The organism is Megasphaera elsdenii DSM 20460, assembly GCF_003010495.1.
In the GTDB taxonomy this organism is placed as follows: Bacteria; Bacillota; Negativicutes; order Veillonellales; family Megasphaeraceae; genus Megasphaera; species Megasphaera elsdenii.
On record NZ_CP027570.1, the window covers coordinates 125,529 to 144,105 of the forward strand.

Genomic DNA, 18,577 nt, shown 5'->3' on the forward strand with positions numbered 1-18,577 from the left:
CAGCCCTTATTTGCTATCAAAAGGGACATCACAGGATAGGCCCTTTACAGCCATTCCTCACTGTGGCAGCAGATGGATATGAGGTCCTGCATGGGTTGGGTCAGGTATTTATTCTTGTGGTGTACCAGGCGGAAATGGCGCTTGAATTCAAGATCTGGCAAGGGGAGCTCGACGAGGCGGCCCGTTTTGATTTCGTCCTGGACCAGGCGGCGGGACAAGACGGCGAGCCCCAGGTTGGCCATGACGGCTTTCTTGATGGCTTCCGAATTGTTATAGACGCCGACGACCTGACAGGTCAGGTGGTGTGCTTCCAGGACGCGCTCGAAGAGATCCCGCGTGCCGCTTCCCTGTTCGCGGACGAAGACGGGCAGGCCATCCAGGTCCTGTGGCGCTGTAATGGCCTTGCGGCTCCATTCGCTGTCCGGTGAGGCGATGAGGGTCAGATAATCCGTAAGGATGGGCCGGGATACGAGGTACGGCGACTGGATCCGTCCTTCGACGAGGGCCAGGTCCAATTTATCTTCGATCAGGAACTGCTCCAGCTCTTCCGTGTTGTGGATGGCCGACAAGATAGACCAGTCAGGCCGCGTCCTGCGGCAATACGTCAGGAGCTCCACCAGGAAGATGTCGCCGATGGTGATGCTCGCGCCCAGGCGGATAGGCAATGAGCGCTGCATGGCTGTCAGGCTGTCTTCAGCCTGCTGGCAGAGCGATAAAATCTGATAGGCATACTGTTTCAAGTTCTCGCCGGCAGCGGTCAGGTAAATATGACGACCCAGGCGTTCGAATAACAATATGCCGTAATGGTCTTCCATTTCATGGATGGCCTGGGTGACTGACGGCTGGCTGATGTGGAGCTGGCGGGCCGCTTCGGTCATGCTCAGCCGCTCGCAGACAGCCAGGAAAATGCGGAAATGGCGCAAGGTCATGGACTTCTCCTCCTCGATTCATAGGCAAATACTTATATATTATATTATATCCTAGTATTTTACTTATTGAAAGAGGCAGATTATACTGGAGTCATCTCAAATATCAGTATAGGAGTGACTTCATCATGCATTTATCCACTATGATCGACTGGCGCCACGCCCTGCTCGGTGTCGTCCTGACCCTGGCCTGTTCCCTGGCCGGCCAATCCCTGGCAGCCCTGCCGGGCTTTTCCCTCATAGGCCATCTCGTCCTGGCCCTGCTATTGGGCATGGTCATCCAGGTCTGCCGTCCCGTCACCCTGGCAGCCCGGGAAAGTACGGGCTTCATTGCCAACAAATTTCTCCGGGCCGGCATCATCTTCCTGGGGTTCAAGCTGAATCTCATCGTCCTGGTCAGCGCCGGTCTGCAAAGTCTGGAAGCGGCAGTCTTTGTCGTCGCCATCATGATTCCCCTCAATTACGCCGCCGCCCGTTTCCTGCGCGTCGACCACACCCTGGCCCTGCTCACGGCCTGTGGCTGCAGCATCTGCGGCGCCGCCGCCGTCATGGGCGTGTCCGGCGCCCTCAAGGCCAAGGCTGACCAGTCCGTCCTGGCCGTCGCCATCGTAGCCATCCTGGGCACGGTCTTTACACTCATCGAAGTCTTCGCCCAGCCCATCCTGGGCTTTACGGACAGCCAGTTCGGCGTCATGGCCGGCCTGAGTCTCCATGAAATCGCCCACGCCGTCGCCGCCGGCGGCAGTGCCGGCCCGGTCGGGACAGACAGCGCCATCATCGCCAAATTATCCCGCGTCCTGCTCCTGGCTCCGGTTGCCATCATCCTGGGCATCGTCGAAGCCTGGCGCCAGCGCCGTCAGTCCCAGGATAGGGATCAGAAATTCAAAGTCCCTATCCCCTGGTTCATGGGCGGCTTCATCGCAGCCAGTGCCATCGGCTCCTATATCCCCGCCATCGGATCGGCCGTCCCCATGCTGGTCAAGATAGCTTACCTCATCCTGGGCATGGCCATGGCCGCCCTGGGCCTGAACGTCAACTTCTCAGTCATCGCCAAAGAAGGCGTCCGCCCCATGGTCAGCGCCATCACCTGCTCCTTCGTCATCCTGGCCCTGTCCTGGTTCATCGTGCGCACGTGGTTCTAGGAAGTGCAGAAAAAGGCGCTGTCTTCATGCGACAGCGCCTTTTTCTGCAAACTACAAACTCTGTACTATAAACGATTATTTTCCCGTATACGTTCTGCGGGCGGCGACGACTTGGCGGATGTGGTCGGCTACGGTCGTGCAGCAGCCGCCGACGGCGACGGCACCGGCTTTCATGTAGTCCAGGGCATAATCGCCAAAACGGCGGTCCGTCCCGACACCATGCCAGGTCTTGGTTTGCGGGTCATATTCTTCACCGCTGTTCGGATAGACGATGATCGGCAGGTCTGATGCCCCTTTCAATTCGCCGATGAGGCTGGCAATGTATTCCGGCTTCGTGCAGTTGACGCCGATGGCCTGCAGGTGCGGATAGTTACGGGCCAGCTGGCGGGCACAATCGGCCAGGAGCTGGCCTTCGCAGTTGTGGCGGCCGTCGCAGCAGGAAAAGCTGATCCAATAGGGGGCGCCCAGTTCTTCGGCGATCTGCGCTTCGACTTCCGCTTCCATCAGGGACGGTTCCGTTTCAAAGAGCAGGACGTCGGCACCGGCCTGCCACAGGAGTTCCGCCCGGCGGCGATGGAAGTCCCGTAGCGTATCGGCACTGACGCCGTAATGGCCCTTATATTCGGACCCATCGGCCAAATAAGCCCCGTATGGGCCGGCACTGGCCAGACAGAGCGGCCAGGACCGGCCGGCCTGCTTCCCTTCGGCGTCCCACCATTCCTGGCGAGCGTCCAAAAAGACCTGGACTGCCCGGGTGATGAGGGCTTCTGCCTGTTCGCGGCTGTACCCCGTTTCCATCAGGCCCGGCAAAGAGGCCTGGTAACTGCAGGTAATGCCCGCATCGGCGCCGGCCCGGAAATACTGGATGTGGACTTCCTTGACCAGTTCCGGCCGGTCGGCTAGGACGCGGGCCGTCCACAGTTTGTTGTTCAAATCGGCCCCGAGATTTTCCAAAGCTGTCCCCATGGAGCCGTCGAGGACCAGGATGCCCTCGCGGTCCAAAATCTGTTTCAATGTACTTTTCATTTTCTTTCCCCTTTCACAGGCACCGTCCCATAAGCGACGACAGGCGGATTTTCCCCTCGTTCCTGCGCCGGCAGGAAACGGAACCAGAAATCATTGAACAAGCGGAAAATTTCTTTCCGCTGCGTGACGATGAATAAAATCGTGATCATGACGTAAATAGCCGACAAAATATCGGTCATGGCCCACAGGGCATCGGCTTTGGCATTGTAGAGGACGACACAGGGAATCATGTAATAGATCATATAGACCTTGATCGCCCTGCGGTTGCGCCGGGTATCGCCGAAAGCATAATTGACCGATTTTTCGCAGCTGTAATACATGCCGATGATCGTCGTCCAGGCAAAGACCGTAATGGCGATGGCCATGAACCAGGCGCCCCAGTCACCAAAGGAAATGCGAAAGGCCACCGTCGTCAAGCTGGCACTGTCGACACCAGGATAATCGATGTAGGAATTTGTCAGGAGCAGCGACAAGGCCGTGACTGAGCAGACGACGATCGTATCGAGGAACACTTCGCCCCAGCCCCAGGAAGCCTGGCGGACAGGATGATCCGTCCGGGCCGTCGCATGGGCGATGATGCCATAGCCCGTACCGGCGTCATTGGAATAAAGGCCGCGAGCAATGCCATAGCGCATGGCGTCCTTGACGGTGGCCCCGGCGAAACCGCCGACACCGGCCATGGGCGTAAAGGCGCTGCGGACGATCAATTCCAGCGTCTCCGGTACCTGCGGCAGATGCTGGACGAGGATGGCCAGGCCGCCGAGGATGTAGAGCAGGGCCATGATGGGCACGACCCGTTCCATGACGGCCGAAATGCGCCGCAAGCCGCCGAAAATGGTGACGAAACAGGTGAGGCCCAGAAAAGCGGCTGACCAGAGCGGGTCGATGCCGAAGGCTTCCCGCAGGGCGCCGACGACGGATTCCGTCTGGACGCTGCACGTCCAGGGACCCAGAGTGAAACAGGCAATGGCCAGCAGGAAAGCCCCTTTCCGCCAGCCCAGGGCGTTGCGCATGACAAAGGACCGGTCGCACATGTATTCATCCATGGATTCAGAATACTTGACGCGGAAGCGCTGGCCCAAAATGATTTCGCAGGCCTTCGTCGACATGCCGAGACAGCCCGAGACCCACATCCAGAAGACGGCGCCGGGTCCGCCGGAAACGATGGCCGTCGCCACGCCGCCGATATTGCCGACGCCGATCGTATTGGCCATGGCCGTACAAGCTGCGGCAAACCCCGATACCGACCCCTGGCCGCTGCCATGGCGCTGGAACATCTTGCCAAAAGTATTGCGGAAATGAAAGCCAATATGCCGGAAATTATAGTAAAAATGAAAACGGATGCTCAAATACAAGCCCATGCTGACCAGCACGACAATCATCGGCGTCCCCCATAGCGCATCGGAGACCGCCATCAATCCATTCAAAATCATAATCTTCCCCCAATCCATACATAATCTGACTTACTAAGAATGACATAAGCCATAGAAAAAGTCAATGATTCCTTCCATTTGTCACGTACTTTTCGATATGGTACAATTTATATAATCCAATTAATTTGTTCATATCTTTCATTTTTATTTTGGAGCTGGGTATACATTCTTTGTGTCGCCTTTTTTTCCTCTTCCTGGTCATCTTATGCCTGGGAAAGCTCGGTGACATCCGCTTGGGAAACGAAGATGAAAAACCAGAATTCTCCTTTTTTTCCTGGCTGTGCATGCTGTTTTCAGCCGGTATGGGCAATTCCTCAAACAGACCGTCGACCCGGCTTTCCAGAACGGTATGTCAAGATGCTGGCAGCCGGCAAACACGACTTATACCTGACGGATAAAGTACATCCCAGACAAGGAGGAAAATCATGAACCGCTGGAATAACTTAATCGATTTGAAAAGCGACTCGGCCCCGATGGAAGTCATCAATCAGCGCATCTTATCCGACGCCACCATCGAAGGCACGAACTTGATTGTCTTAGTCATGGCCATCATGATCGCCTGCATCGGCCTGAACTTGAACAGCGTCGCCGTCATCATCGGCGCCATGCTCATTTCCCCGCTGATGGGCGGTATCGTAGCAACGGGCTACGGAATGGCCACATATGACGTCCCTTTTATCCGCAAATCCCTCATCAAATTATCTTTCCAGGTCGGCCTGGCCGTGCTGACAGCTTCGATTTATTTTCTCCTTTCGCCGTTGACCTCGCCGACAGATGAAATGCTGGCCCGGACTACCCCGACGATCTGGGATGTCCTTGTCGCCTTATGCGGCGGGATTGCCGGTGCGGTCGGGAACACGCGGAAAGAAAAGAGCAATGTCATCCCCGGCGTCGCCATCGCCACGGCACTAATGCCGCCCCTCTGTACGGCCGGCTATGGGCTGGCCTCCGGGAATCACACGTTTTTCCTGGGTGCCTTGTACCTGTTCTTCATCAATGCCTTCTTCATTGCCTTGTCCTCGTTCCTGGTCTTCAAAGTCCTGAAAGTACCGCCTCATGGCAATATTGCCGAGGCCCATTTCCGCAAACAACGCCTCGTCTTGGTCACACTGGGCCTCTTGATCACCATCCCCAGTATCTACCTGGCCCATCAGACGGTAAAAGACGCCCTCCAGGAAGTCCAGGTCAAGTCGTTCATCCAGACGGACATGCAGTTCGAGAAAACCAGCGTCGTATCGTATGCACTGAAAGACGATACCTTGACGGTCGACCTCGTCGGGGCGGTCTTGACCGAAGAACAAATCGAGCAGCTGAAAACAGCCATGAGCCACTATCACCGCCTGCAAGGCATAACCCTCTCCATCATCCAGGGAAACCGGAACCTGAACACAGAGGAAGTGCAGCAGTTGATCAATGCCCGCATCGAAAAACAGGGCAAAGCCGACAAAGAAGCCTCTTACAAGATGCTGACCAGCAAATATTACCCGGCTTACGAACGGGCGGCGGCTGACCAGCAGGTCATCCAAACCCTCAACAGCCAGGCCCCCTTATTGTTCCCAGAAATACAGTCCGTCCGAGGCGGCACACTGACTGCCTTGAACCATAGCAAAGATACAAAAAACGGTGACTTCAGCTATGACCGCTTCATAGCTGAAGTCACCGTCACGACGCCGTTAAGCGCCGACGACGCCCTACGTCTCCACGACTGGATCAAAGGCCAGGTCAAGATGCCCGTCGTCATGAATGTCCAGACCAGCGATACGCCCAGCGAATACTACGGCAACGGGATCCAGTGGTAGAACTGCGGCGGTCGGCCCCTACGATTGGCACTTCGGGCAGTAGTGGGTACCGCGGCCGTTCAATTTAGTGTATTCGATGGTCGTACCGCAGACCGTGCACGGCGTGCCTTCGCGGCCGTAGACGCGGAGGTTGTCCTGGTTCTGCCCTTCTTTGCCGTTACCGCTGATAAAGTTACGAATCGTCGTGCCGCCGTGTTCCAGGCCTTCCTGGAGGACGGCGACGATGGCTTCATGGAGGCGGGCCGCTTCTTTCTTGGTCACTGTATCGCTGTGGCGCAGGGGCCGGATGCCCGCCCGGAACAGGGCTTCATCGACGTAGATATTGCCCAAACCGGCCACTTTCGTCTGGTCCAGGAGGAGCGTCTTCACCGGCCGGTGGCAGCCCTTGAGGAGGTCATAGAGCCGGTCCGTCGTGAAGTCCGGACTGATGGCGTCCGGTCCCAGGTTGTCGTAACCTTTGACGCCTGTCGCCCCCTCTGACGGCACGAGCCACAGGCAGCCCAGGGTGCGGATATCGCGGTAGAGGAGGCGCCCTTCGCTGAGCGTAAAGATAAGATGAATGGCCCGGCCAGCATACTGGCCGGGCTTTTCTTCATAGAGCAGGCTGCCTGTCATGCGCAGATGGACCAGAAAGGACCAGGGACCGCGGCAGCGGACAAAGAGGTACTTGCCGCGGCGTTCCACGCCTTCCAGGGTCTGGCCGGTCAAGGCGGCTGCAAAACGGTCTGCCGTCGTATTCTTGATGAGCCTGGGCAGGCCTATTTCAACGGCCGTAATGGCCTTTCCCCGGACACGCTCGTCGAGGAAGGCCCGTATCGTTTCTACTTCCGGTAATTCTGGCATGATTTCACCTACTTCGCTTCTTCCCAGTTGACGCCGCTGTGAATGTCGACGACGAGGGGCACGGACAAGTCGACGATGTGTTCCATCGTGTCCTTGAGGAGCTGTTCCACTTCGTCCTTTTCCCCGGCCGGGACTTCCAGGACCAGTTCGTCATGGACCTGGACCAGGAGCTGGCTCTTCAAGTGGCGCTTTTCCAGTTCGTCCTGGACAGCGTTCATGGCCAGCTTGATGATATCGGCAGCACTGCCCTGGATAGGCGTGTTCATGGCCGTCCGTTCGGCAAAGGACCGGCGCGTGAAGTTCTTGCTGTTGATTTCCGGCAAGGCCCGGCGGCGGCCGAACATGGTGACGGCCATGCCCGATTCCTTCGCCGAGGCGATGAGGCCGTCCATGTAGTCATGGACCGTGCTGTAGCGGGCAAAATACGAATCGATGTATTCCTTGGCTTTCTGGCGGGAAATGGAGATATTCCGGGCCAGGCCGAAGTCGCTGATGCCATAGATGATGCCGAAGTTGACGGCCTTGGCATGGGACCGTTCTTCCGGCGTGACCTCGTCCAGGGGGATGCCGAAGACTTCCGACGCCGTCCGGCGGTGAATGTCCTGGCCCTTCTTGAAGCCGTCAATCATAGTCGGGTCCTGGGACAAGTGAGCCAGGAGGCGCAATTCGATCTGCGAATAGTCGCCAGAGACGATGTAGTCATAGCCTTCGCCGGGCACGAAGAGGGAGCGTATCTTGCGGCCCTGTTCGGTCCGGATGGGGATATTCTGCAGATTCGGGTCGGAACTGCTCAAGCGTCCCGTCGACGTGACCATCTGGTTGAAATGGGTATAGATGCGCCCCGTTTCCGGCACGATGAGCGGTTCCAGGCCATCGAGATAAGTGGAAATGAGTTTCTTCAAGGCCCGGAAGTGCAGGATCTTGTCTATCATGGGATGCTTGTCGCGCAGGGCGTCGAGGACGGAACTGTCCGTCGAATAGCCCGTCTTGGTCTTCTTGATGACCGGCAGCTGCAACTTCTCGAAGAGGATGACGCCGAGCTGTTTCGGCGAATTGATGTTGAAGGTCTCGCCGGCGTCGTCGTAAATGGCTTCTTCCAGGGCATCAGCCTGGCGGGACAATTCGCTCTTCATGGTCATGAGGCGGTCCGTATCGACAGTGAAGCCGTTCATTTCCATGACGGCCAGCGTATGGATGAGCGGTTCTTCGATGGTATCATAGAGCTGTGTCAGGGATGCCTTATCCAATTCAGCTGCCGCTTTGGGCCAGACCTGGAAGGCAAAGGCGGCATCGCCGGCCAGCTTCTGTTCGTCGTCTTCGGCCCCTTCCTGGAGGCTGACGTCGAAGGTCTCAGAAATATACGTCAAGCCGTAAGCCGTCCGCGTCGGGTCCAACAAGTAGGCTGCCAGGACGATGTCCTTCAAGGGCAGGCGGCCCGATGCCACGCGGGATGCGGCCTTGGTCAGATTCTTACCGTCATCGGTGACGACGGCCGCCGCTTCAGGCAGGACGGCGAGATAGGCGTCGTACTTGCTTTCGGGGACGACGAAAGCGCCGTCCTCGACAGCCATGGCCAGGGCCGTCACGGCCGGGATGGGCTGGCTGTCGTCATAGCGGGCGGCGACGGCGACGGTCTTCCCTTTCAGGCTGGCTGCCTCGGGAGCGGCCATGACCTGGACGGTTTCAGCCGGGGCCACCCCTTCGGCCAGATGGGAAAAGCGGTCGAAGGCAGCAAAGCGTTCCAGGAGATTGCGGAAGCCCAGGCTGCGGAAGAGCTGGGCCACGTCTTCCTGGCGCGGCTGGGGCTGGAACATGTCCATGGTATAATCCAGGGGCACGTCGCAGCGGATGGTCGCCAAATCCTTGGACAAGACGGCCTTGTCCTTGTTATCGGCCAGTTTTTCCTGCAATTTCTTGCCCTTCACTTCGTCCAAGTGCTCATAGACGCCGTGGACGCTGCCGAACTGGCTGATGAGCTTGAGCGCCGTCTTTTCGCCGACACCGGGGACGCCGGGGATGTTGTCGGCCGTATCGCCCATGAGAGCCTTCATGTCGATGACCTGGGCCGGCGTATAGCCGTATTCGCTTTCCATGACGGCCGGCGTGACGGCCAGCATGTTGGTGATACCCTTCTTGGTCAGATAGACCGTCACGTCGTCTGTGACCAGCTGCAAAGCATCGCGGTCACCGGTGACGACGTCGACGGCATAGCCATCGGCAGCGGTCCGCCGGGCCAGGGTACCGATGATGTCGTCTCCTTCATAGCCTTCCTGTTCGAGGACGCAGATGCCCAGGCAGGCCAGGACTTCGCGGATCAAGGCGAACTGCGGCCGCAGGTCGTCCGGTGCCGGCTTGCGCGTAGCCTTGTAGCCGTCGAACAAGTCGTTGCGGAACGTGTGCTTGCCCTTGTCGAAGGCGACGGCGACGTACTGCGGGTCCAGTTCGCCGTATAATTTCAATAACATGTTCAAAAAGCCATAGACAGCATTGGTCGGATGCCCCTGGGCGTCGGTCAGATGCGGAATGGCATAAAAGGCCCGGTAGAGCAGACTGCTGCCGTCGATGATGACGATATTTTCTTTCATAGAACCTCCCTACTCCCTTCACCGATGCAGCAGGGAGCTGACGATGCTGTAGATGCAGTAGATGACGAAGATGCCCAAGAGGTAGGGCATGGCCATGATGATGAAGCCCAGGGCGCCGATGATGACGGCGACGATGCAGAAGACGATGAAGCCCAGGGCCAGTTTGACGCGCCACGAGAGGCCGGACGTGACGATATGGATGCCGCTGTGCTGGCGACGCGCTTCCTGTTCCTGGCGCAGCCGTTCTTCATAGAGGGACTTCTGGTCGTGGACCGTACCATCTTCGTCAATGGTCTGGCCGCGGAAACTGTCCCGTTCGTGATCGGAAAGGATTTTGGGATCTTCTGAATTCATAGACGATTCTCCTTCTGTTAATAGTTACGGCTCTTCATGCGGCGTTCAATGTCGCGCTTGGCTTCTTTTTCAGCCAGGGCCTGCCGCTTGTCGTAGAGTTTCTTCCCGGTCACCAGGGCGACGGTCACTTTGACCTTCCCCTTTTTGAAATAGAGGTTGAGCGGGATGAGGGTATAGCCTTTTTCCTGGATCTTGCCCAGGAGCTTGATGATTTCATATTTATGGAGCAAGAGCTTGCGCGTCCGCAGGGGATCGTGGTTGAAGCGGTTGCCCTGGTCATAGGGGCTGATGTGCATGCCCAGGAGGAAGACTTCGCCGTTCTCGATGCGGCAGAAGCTGTCCTTCAAATTGACCTTGCCCTGGCGCAGGGACTTGACTTCCGTCCCCGTCAGGGCAATGCCGGCTTCATACGTTTCATGGATAAAATAATCGTGACGGGCCTTGCGGTTGTCCGAAATATATTTCACACCTTTTGTCGGTGACGTTGCCAAAACAAATTCCTCCTATTTCTTCTTTTTCTTGCCGCGGCTCTTCCGGCCTTTTCCCTTGCGCGCCGCTTTGCGGCCGGATTTCTTTTCTTTGCGGCCTTTCTTGTCCTTCTTGTCTTTCTTTCCCTTCTTGCCGATGGCCCCGGCGAACCAGTTGCGCTTGGTATCGGTGTCCTTCTTGTCGCTGTGCTTCCGTTTATGGCGCCGTTCGGCACTGGCTGCCATCAGCTGCTGGACGTCTTCCAGCGATTCATAGCGGCCCGGGACGAAGTCGATTTCGCATTTTTCCACATTGACCTGGGCCAGGGTGACTTCCATGGCATCGCCCAAGCGGTAGACCTTGCCGCCGTGCTGGCCGCGCAGGGTATACGACGCTTCATCAAATTCGTAATCGTCGTCGGTGAGCAGGGAAATATGGACCAGGCCTTCGATGCCGTTTTCCAGGCCTACGAAGAGGCCGAAAGACGTAATGCCCGTAATGTGGGCTTCAAAGGGCTGGCCGATGAAGGGCAGCATGTACTGGCACTTCTTGAGGTCGTCCGTTTCCCGTTCGGCTTCGACGGCAATGCGTTCGCGCGAGCTGGCCTGGTCGGAAGCGATGGTATGGTACGACAGGGACTGCTGCGATTCTTCCTCGGTCAGCTTGCCCCTGCGCTGGTACTGGCGGATCAGGCGGTGGACCATGAGGTCCGGGTAGCGGCGGATAGGCGACGTGAAATGGGTATAACATTCCGAAGCCAGGCCGAAGTGGCCGGCATTGGTCGTCGAATAGCGGGCCTGCTGCATGGAGCGCAAGGCGATGGTCTGGACGACAGCCGCTTCATCGGTCCCCTTGGTCATTTCCAGGAGCTTCTGGAAGTCTGCCGGCTTGACGGCTTCCGTATCGGGCATGGGCAGGTTGAAACTGGACAGGACGGTCCGCATCATTTCCAGCCGTTCCGGTTCGGGCAGTTCGTGGATACGGTAGACCGACGGGTTCTCGCTGTCCCGGAGATAGCAGGCTACGGTTTCATTGGCGATGAGCATGCTTTCTTCGACGATCTGTTCGGCAATGGTCCGTTCCCGTTTTTCCAGGCGCAGCGGCACGCCTTCCGGGTCGAGGATGACCTTGTATTCCGGAAAATCGAAGTCGATGGCCCCGCGGCGGAGGCGCATGTTCTTGAGGATCGTCGACAAAGACCGCAGTTCGTGGAGCATGGGCATGAAGGGCTGCAAATCATCGGGCACGATGCCTTCCAGGAGGGCCTTGCGGATTTCGACGTAGTTGCAGCGCCGCTTGACGCGGATGACAGCCGGACCGATGTCGGCCTTGAGGACCTTGCCGTTCTCATCGATTTCCATGACGCAGGTCATGGAGTAACGGTCTTCGTTGGCATTGAGGCTGCAGATGCCGTTGGACAGGACCGTCGGCAGCATGGGGATAACCCGGTCGACGAGATAGACGCTGGTGCCGCGGTTATACGCTTCCTGGTCGATGGCCGAGCCCGGGCGGACGTAGTAGCTGACGTCGGCAATGTAGACGCCCAGGCGGAAATGGCCGTTGGGCAGGCGGACGACGTCGATGGCATCGTCCAGGTCCTTGGCATCTTCGCTGTCGATGGTGATGAGCTGGCGGTCGCGGTAATCGCGGCGCCCTGCTTCCAGGGTGACCGCCGTATCGATCTTGGCGGCTTCCTTCTTGACGTCGTCCGGGAAATCGAAAGGCAGACCGTGGCGGGCCATGATGACCTTGATGTCCAGGTCCTTGTCGCCGTCATAGCCGAGGACTTCCGTCACTTCCCCTTCGGCTTTGCGCCCTTCTTCAGGCCACTTGGTGATCTTGACCAGGACGCGGGCACTGCTACGGGCGCCGCCGGTCTTGTCGAGGGGCACGTAGATGTCTTCGCGGATCCGTTCGTCGTCAGGCGTGACGAAGGCGCTGTGCTTTTCCAGCTGGAACGTGCCCACCAGGGTCTTGTTGGCCCGTTCGACGATGGATACGATTTCCCCTTCCTGTTTGTGCCGGCCGTCGCCGCTGTGCAGGATGCGGACCGTGACCTTATCGTTGTTCATGGCCGTATGGCGGTTCTGTTCGGCAATATACACGTCTTCTGTCAAATCCTGGCTGAGGACGAAGCCGAACGTCGGCGTATAGCCTTTATAAATGCCGGTTATCTCCTGGGGCTGTTTGGCCGAGATATACCGGTCTCCTGCGATTCTCATGAGTTTCTCACTCCTCACTAATTCTTCAAATGTGTCAAATACGTCAGCCAGCCGGGCGCCGGTGATACCGAGCTGTTCCGCACAGTCCTCGACCGTCGCGCCGCCGCTGTCTTCATTACATATACTTATTATATCATGAGCCAGCTGTAAATCCATAGTTCCCCTCCTCAAATCGCAGTAGTCAGAAAAAAGGAGCCGCCGCATATGCGACAGCCCCTAATAATTCATTAAAAAGTATGCATCAGTCTGCCTAACAGCAATGTACAAATGGCAAATGCTATCGACAAGACGATAGTCAGTTTGGAAAGCAGGGCATCCATGCCGCGGGCCCGGCTCCCGAACAAGTCTTCGGCACCGCCGCCGAAACCGGCGCCCATGCCCTGGGTCTTGCTCTTCTGTGCCACGACGACACCGATGATGAGCAGTGCCAAAATGACAACGATGATTTCTAATGCTGTGATCACGCTAATCCTCCTCACACAATGACGCTAACAGTACTATTGTACACTCATTTGCCGTTTCTATCAATAGGTTCTTTCCCTTTCTCATCCGGTTCTTCTTCCTTTTCGGCATTGCGCGTTTCCAGATAATGTTCCAGCTTGCGTTTGACCCGCTGCAGGGCGTTGTCGATGGATTTGACGTGCCGGTGAAGCTGGCGGGACATCTCGTTGTAAGACTTGCCGTCGAGATAGGCCGTCAGGACCTGCCATTCCAGATCGCTGAGGATCTCATTCATCTTCAGTTCGATATCATTGAATTCTTCACGGCTGATGACCAGCTCTTCGGGATCGCTGACGCGGATGCCTGCCAGGATGTCCTGCAGGGTCCGGTCCGATTCGTCTTCATAGACGGGCTTGTTGAGGGACACATACGAGTTGAGGGGGATGTGTTTCTGCCGCGTCGCCGTCTTGATGGCCGTAATGATCTGCCGGGTAATGCACAACTCGGCGAAGGCCCGGAACGACGACAGCTTGTCGCCGCGAAAATCCCGCGTCGCTTTGTAGAGGCCGATCATGCCTTCCTGGATGATGTCATCCCGGTCGGCGCCGACCAGGAAGTAGGCGCGGGCTTTGGATTTGACGAAGTTGCGATACTTGTTGACGATATAATCGGCCGCCTTGCCATCATGCTCATCCTGGGCGATGCGTACGATTTCTTCATCGGTCATGCCTGCAAAGCGGTCATTTCTTTCTTCTGCATGGGACGCTGCCTGCATAATCGTTACCTCGCTTATCTAATGTTGATTTATTCGCCTGCCTGCCGCTGCCGCACGACTTCATACATGAGCAGGGCCGCTGCGACGGAGGCGTTGAGGGAATTGACGTGGCCGAACATGGGGATCTGGACCAGGACGTCGCACGTCTCCTTGACCAGGTGCGAAATGCCCCGGCCTTCGCTGCCGATGACCAGGACCACCGGGTCCGTCAGGGAACTGTGGAAATAGTCCGTCTCGCCATCCATGTCGGCGCCGATGACCCAGAAGCCGCGCTTCTTGAGCTGCTTCAGCGTCTGGGCGATGTTGCCGATCTGTACGAGGGGCATGTATTCGACGGCGCCAGCCGACGTCTTGCCGACGGTCTCGTTGATGGGCGCCGTCCGCCGTTTCGGCAGGAGGACGGCATCGACGCCGGCACATTCTGCCGTGCGGATGATGGCCCCCATGTTGTGGACGTCTTCAATGCCGTCGAGGAGGACCAGGAACGGTACCTTCCCCTTTTCATCGGCAGCGATGAGGACGTCTGTCAAATCGGCGTATTCCACGGGCTTGGCAAAGGCGATGACCCCCTGGTGGCGGTTGCCCGGTGCCAGGTGGTTGAGGACCTTCAGGGGCACGTCTTCGACGAGAATCTCCTTCCGGTCTGCCAGGTCGCGGATGCGCTGCAGCGGCTGCGATTCGTTGCCGGCAGCGACGTACAGCTTGGTGATGGACCGGCCGGCCTTCAGGGCTTCGGTGACACTGTTGCGGCCGATGATGATATTTGCCTCACTCATTCCATTCCTCCATGTTTCTCGTTACAATAGGCCTTCGTTTCTTCATAGACCTGGCCCATGACGGTGTCCAGCCGTTCCTGACGGCCGGCCATGACCAGGTAGCCCACCAGGGCTTCCAGGGCCGTACTGTCGTGGTATTCGGCGACAGTCGCGCTCTTGGGCGCCAGGGTATAGGCATTGCGGGCCCGCTGACAAACAGCCTTCTCTTCGTCCGTCAGGCCGTCGTGGATGCGGCGGTAGACATAGGCCTGGGCCTTGGCCGATACAAATTCTGCCGCCAGCGTGTGCAGGACCTGGACGTGGGGGATGCCCGTTTCCACCAGGCGCTTGCGCAGGGTCAGGGCGTAATAGGCATCGCCGACGAAAGCCAGGTTGATCGAGTCGAGATGGGCCGCATCCTGGTCGGGCACGTCCAGGCGCTTGCCGTCGGCAAAGGCCCGATAGGCCCGTTTCTTTAAAGCTTGCAGTTGTTTGAATTTCACTTTTTCCAGCGTGCTCCCTGCGGCGAATCTTCGATAGTGATGCCAAGGGCAGCCAGTTTATCGCGGATGGCGTCGGCCAGGGCGTACTGCTTCTGGGCACGGCATTCCTGACGGATGTCGAGGATGGCCTGCATAAGGTCGTCGTAATCCTTGCTGCTGGCATCTTCCTTCTTGCCGGTCCAGCGGTCTTCGAGGATGCCCAGGATGTCCGTGAAGGTCTTGAAGACGCGTTTGACTTCCGACAGGGCTGCCGAATCGACGGGGACGCCGTTGTTGACGACGGCATTCTTGAAGATGTTGACGTTCTTGGCCAAGTCGAACATGGCGGCGCTGGCCAGGGCCGTATTGAAATCGTCGCACATGGCGTTTTCAAAGGCTTCTTCGTCTTTGTGAGCCGTTTCCAGGAGCTGCTGGGCTTCCGGCGATTTAGCACCGGCCGGCATAGCCAGGAGTTCCAGGACGTTGTCGATAGCTGTACCCAGACGTTCGAGGCTGCGCGTCATTTCTTCCAGCCGTTCATCGCTGAAGTCCAAGGGGCTGCGGTAGTGGTTGGAAATGAGGAAGAAGCGCAGGGCATCGGGGCTGTAGTGTTCCAGGACGTCCTTGACCAGGAAGAAGTTGTTCAGGGACTTGCTCATCTTTTCCGAATTGATGGTGATGAAGCCGTTGTGGAGCCAGTATTTGACCATGGGTTTCTTGCCGGTGAAGGCTTCGGACTGGGCGATTTCGTTTTCATGGTGCGGGAAGATGAGGTCGCTGCCGCCGCCGTGGAAATCGAAGGTATCGCCGAGGTATTTATTGCTCATAGCCGAACATTCGATGTGCCAGCCCGGACGGCCTTTGCCCCAAGGGCTGTCCCAAGACGGTTCGCCAGGTTTAGCCCCTTTCCAGAGAGCGAAGTCCATGGGATTGTGTTTGCGGTCGTCGACTTCGATGCGGGCGCCGGCCATCATGTCGTCGAGGCTGCGGCCGCTCAATTCGCCGTAGTCGTTAAATTTTTCGACGCTGTAATAGACGTCGTGGTCGATGACATAGGCATAGCCTTTGTCGATGAGGGTCTGGACCATGTGGATGATTTCATCCATGTGTTCCGAAACGCGGGGATATTTGTCGGCCCGGCGGATATGGAGCTTGTCCATAACTTCGAAGTACGATGCGATATAGCGGTTGGAAATGGTATCCCACGTGACGCCTTCGCCGTTGGCGGCGTTGATGATCTTGTCGTCGACGTCGGTGAAGTTCTGGATGTGCGTGACTTCATAGCCCAAGTGTTCCAGATAGCGTTTGATGACGTCCCATGTGACGAAAGGACGGGCATTGCCCATGTGGGAATGGTTGTACGGCGTGATGCCGCAGACATACATCTTGACCTGGCCCGGCGTAACGGGTACGAAGGTTTCTTTCTTGCGGGTCAATGTATTATATACTTTCAGTTCTCTCATACGGTAACCTCCCTGAAATTTGAACAAAAAAGCCACCATCCCCGATGACAGAGACGGTGGCCCGTGGTTCCACTCTGTTTTTACGGCACAGCCGTAATCTTTACTGCGCAGTAACGGGCGCACCCGGACCGGATTACTCCTTTCACCCGGCCTGCTCACAAAGGCAGCATTGCAGTTTTATGACCTGGAAAGGCTCTCAGCCGTGACCCTTCCTCTCTGTCGGATGCCACTGCAACTCATTTTGATCATCGCAGATTCTTATTGATACATATTATTAATTAATATGTATGTATATAGTACCCAATAATCCGTGCCCTGTCAAGTGCGAATTTAATTTGCAGATGGCAGTAAAAGGCGCCCCTAATAGGGGAGGCATTTTTTATCCGCAAATCTTATCGAGGCGCTGGAGGACCTTGTCGCGGCCCATGAGGGCGACGATGACGTTCAGATCCGGGCCGTGCATGACACCGGTGACGGCGACGCGGATGGGCATGTAGACGAACTTGCCTTTGACCTTGAGGCCCTTCTGGATTTTCTTGAACAGGGGCTGTACCGTGTCGGGCGTGACGTCGTCGAGGGCAGCCAGTTCATCGCGGAACATCTTGAGGACGGACGGAGCCGTTTCTTCTTTGAGGACAGCTGCCGTTTCTTCATTTTCCGGTGCGTAGTCGTCGGTGAAGAAGACCTTGGCAGCATCGACAATCTGAGCGCCGTACTGGACGTGTTCGCGCATAGCCGCGCAGACGGATTTCAGCCAAGCGGCTTCCGTTTCATCTGGCGTTTCGCTGGCATAGCCGGCCTTCTGCAGGTGCGGCAGGCAGACGGCATAAAGCTGGTCTTCATCGAGCTGCTTCATATAATGGAAGTTAATCCAGTTCAATTTTTCGATGTCGAATACGGCCGGGTTCTTGGCGACGCGGTCGAGGGTGAACTGTTCGATGAGTTCGTCGCGGCTGAAGATTTCCTGATCGCCATCGGGCGTCCAGCCGAGGAGAGCCAGGAAGTTGACCAGGGCATCAGGCAAATAGCCCATGTCGCGGTACTGCTGGACCGAGGTGGCGCCGTGGCGCTTGCTCATCTTCTTCTTGTCGGCGCCGAGGATCAGCGAGACGTGGGCGAACTTCGGTGCTTCGAAGCCCAGGGCCTTGTAGATGACGAGCTGGCGCGGCGTGTTGGAAAGATGTTCTTCCGCGCGGATGACGTGGGTGATGTGCATCAGGGCATCGTCGAGGACGACACAGTAGTTATAGACCGGGATGCCGTCGGATTTGACGATGACGAAGTCGCCGACATTGTTGGAGTCGAAGGATACGTGGCCGCGGACGAGGTCGTCCAGTTCAATCGTTTCGTTCTTCGGCGTCTTGATACGGATGACATGGGGACGGCCTTCCCTGAGGTACTGTTCGACCGTTTCCTTGGGCAGGTCGGCACATTTGCCGGAGTAGACCGGCGTTTCGCCCTTGGCCAGCTGAGCCTGTTTTTCTGCTTCCAGTTCTTCTGGCGTACAGAAACAGTAATAAGCCTTGCCTTCAGCTAAGAGCTTTTCCGTATATTTCTTGTAGATGTCCAGGCGTTCCGTCTGGCGGTACGGGCCGTTCGGGCCGCCGACATCGATGCCTTCATCCCAGTTGATGCCCAGCCATTTCAGGGCTTCCTTGATATTTTCTTCTGATTCCGACGTCGAACGCTTGCGGTCCGTATCTTCGATGCGGACGACGAACTTACCGTGGTTGTGCTTGGCAACGAGGTAGTTGAACAGTGCCGAACGGGCACCACCGATGTGGAACGGGCCTGTCGGGCTCGGAGCAAAACGAACGCGTACTTCCTGTGACATAAAAGATTCCTCCTAAAGACTATATATAT

17 protein-coding genes are annotated in these 18,577 nt (G+C 57.2%); 3 read left to right on the top strand and 14 right to left on the bottom strand.

Features of this window, described 5'->3' with window-relative positions:
• Nucleotides 1-44 precede the first annotated feature (44 nt).
• Complete coding sequence (locus tag C6362_RS00620; protein ID WP_014016342.1) at nt 45-929, bottom strand: LysR family transcriptional regulator; 885 nt, start codon at nt 927-929, stop codon at nt 45-47.
• A gap of 125 nt (nt 930-1,054) precedes the next feature.
• Here C6362_RS00620 and C6362_RS00625 point away from each other — a divergent pair, with 125 nt between their 5' ends.
• On the top strand, nt 1,055-2,068 hold the full coding sequence (locus tag C6362_RS00625; RefSeq protein ID WP_014016341.1) for a YeiH family protein: 1,014 nt from the start codon (nt 1,055-1,057) through the stop codon (nt 2,066-2,068).
• 75 nt (nt 2,069-2,143) lie between these two features.
• Here C6362_RS00625 and mmuM read toward each other — a convergent pair whose 3' ends face one another.
• Nucleotides 2,144-3,094: a homocysteine S-methyltransferase gene (gene mmuM / locus C6362_RS00630; protein ID WP_014016340.1), complete on the bottom strand. Its 951-nt coding sequence runs from the start codon at nt 3,092-3,094 to the stop codon at nt 2,144-2,146.
• Nucleotides 3,091-4,527 carry an alanine/glycine:cation symporter family protein gene (locus tag C6362_RS00635; protein WP_014016339.1) on the bottom strand — a complete coding sequence of 479 codons (1,437 nt, stop codon included), beginning with the start codon at nt 4,525-4,527 and terminating at the stop codon, nt 3,091-3,093. Before C6362_RS00635 ends, mmuM begins: the two co-directional genes overlap by 4 nt.
• Nucleotides 4,528-4,760: 233 nt before the next feature.
• Between C6362_RS00635 and C6362_RS12265 the strand changes: the two genes are divergently transcribed.
• Nucleotides 4,761-4,925 (top strand): BCCT family transporter, encoded by a 165-nt coding sequence (locus tag C6362_RS12265; RefSeq protein ID WP_305887646.1) that lies wholly within the window; start codon nt 4,761-4,763, stop codon nt 4,923-4,925.
• Nucleotides 4,926-4,952: 27 nt separating this feature from the next.
• Nucleotides 4,953-6,326: a DUF389 domain-containing protein gene (locus C6362_RS00645; protein WP_014016338.1), complete on the top strand. Its 1,374-nt coding sequence runs from the start codon at nt 4,953-4,955 to the stop codon at nt 6,324-6,326.
• Between the two features lie 18 nt (nt 6,327-6,344).
• Here C6362_RS00645 and mutM read toward each other — a convergent pair whose 3' ends face one another.
• The 11 genes from mutM to gltX form a co-directional block, all read right to left on the bottom strand.
• Nucleotides 6,345-7,169 (bottom strand): bifunctional DNA-formamidopyrimidine glycosylase/DNA-(apurinic or apyrimidinic site) lyase, encoded by an 825-nt coding sequence (gene mutM, locus C6362_RS00650; protein ID WP_014016337.1) that lies wholly within the window; start codon nt 7,167-7,169, stop codon nt 6,345-6,347.
• Between the two features lie 8 nt (nt 7,170-7,177).
• Nucleotides 7,178-9,754, bottom strand: a complete 2,577-nt coding sequence (polA, locus tag C6362_RS00655) for a DNA polymerase I (RefSeq protein ID WP_014016336.1) — start codon at nt 9,752-9,754, stop codon at nt 7,178-7,180.
• A gap of 18 nt (nt 9,755-9,772) precedes the next feature.
• Nucleotides 9,773-10,108: a hypothetical protein gene (locus C6362_RS00660; protein WP_014016335.1), complete on the bottom strand. Its 336-nt coding sequence runs from the start codon at nt 10,106-10,108 to the stop codon at nt 9,773-9,775.
• 17 nt (nt 10,109-10,125) lie between these two features.
• Entirely contained in the window at nt 10,126-10,599 is a 474-nt protein-coding gene (smpB, locus tag C6362_RS00665) for an SsrA-binding protein SmpB (RefSeq protein ID WP_014016334.1), read from the bottom strand.
• Between the two features lie 12 nt (nt 10,600-10,611).
• Nucleotides 10,612-12,954, bottom strand: a complete 2,343-nt coding sequence (gene rnr, locus C6362_RS00670; protein WP_014016333.1) for a ribonuclease R — start codon at nt 12,952-12,954, stop codon at nt 10,612-10,614.
• Nucleotides 12,955-13,025: 71 nt separating this feature from the next.
• Entirely contained in the window at nt 13,026-13,262 is a 237-nt protein-coding gene (gene secG, locus C6362_RS00675; RefSeq protein ID WP_014016332.1) for a preprotein translocase subunit SecG, read from the bottom strand.
• Nucleotides 13,263-13,306: 44 nt separating this feature from the next.
• A complete protein-coding gene (gene sigH / locus C6362_RS00680; protein WP_014016331.1) occupies nt 13,307-14,014 on the bottom strand; it encodes an RNA polymerase sporulation sigma factor SigH in 708 nt (235 codons plus the stop codon).
• Between the two features lie 29 nt (nt 14,015-14,043).
• A complete protein-coding gene (rlmB, locus tag C6362_RS00685; RefSeq protein WP_014016330.1) occupies nt 14,044-14,790 on the bottom strand; it encodes a 23S rRNA (guanosine(2251)-2'-O)-methyltransferase RlmB in 747 nt (248 codons plus the stop codon).
• Nucleotides 14,787-15,272, bottom strand: coding sequence for a Mini-ribonuclease 3 (locus tag C6362_RS00690; RefSeq protein ID WP_014016329.1), 486 nt, complete (start codon nt 15,270-15,272; stop codon nt 14,787-14,789). Before C6362_RS00690 ends, rlmB begins: the two co-directional genes overlap by 4 nt.
• Nucleotides 15,269-16,714, bottom strand: a complete 1,446-nt coding sequence (gene cysS / locus C6362_RS00695; protein ID WP_014016328.1) for a cysteine--tRNA ligase — start codon at nt 16,712-16,714, stop codon at nt 15,269-15,271. Before cysS ends, C6362_RS00690 begins: the two co-directional genes overlap by 4 nt.
• A gap of 379 nt (nt 16,715-17,093) precedes the next feature.
• Nucleotides 17,094-18,548, bottom strand: a complete 1,455-nt coding sequence (gene gltX / locus C6362_RS00700) for a glutamate--tRNA ligase (protein WP_014016327.1) — start codon at nt 18,546-18,548, stop codon at nt 17,094-17,096.
• Between the last annotated feature and the right edge of the window lie 29 nt (nt 18,549-18,577).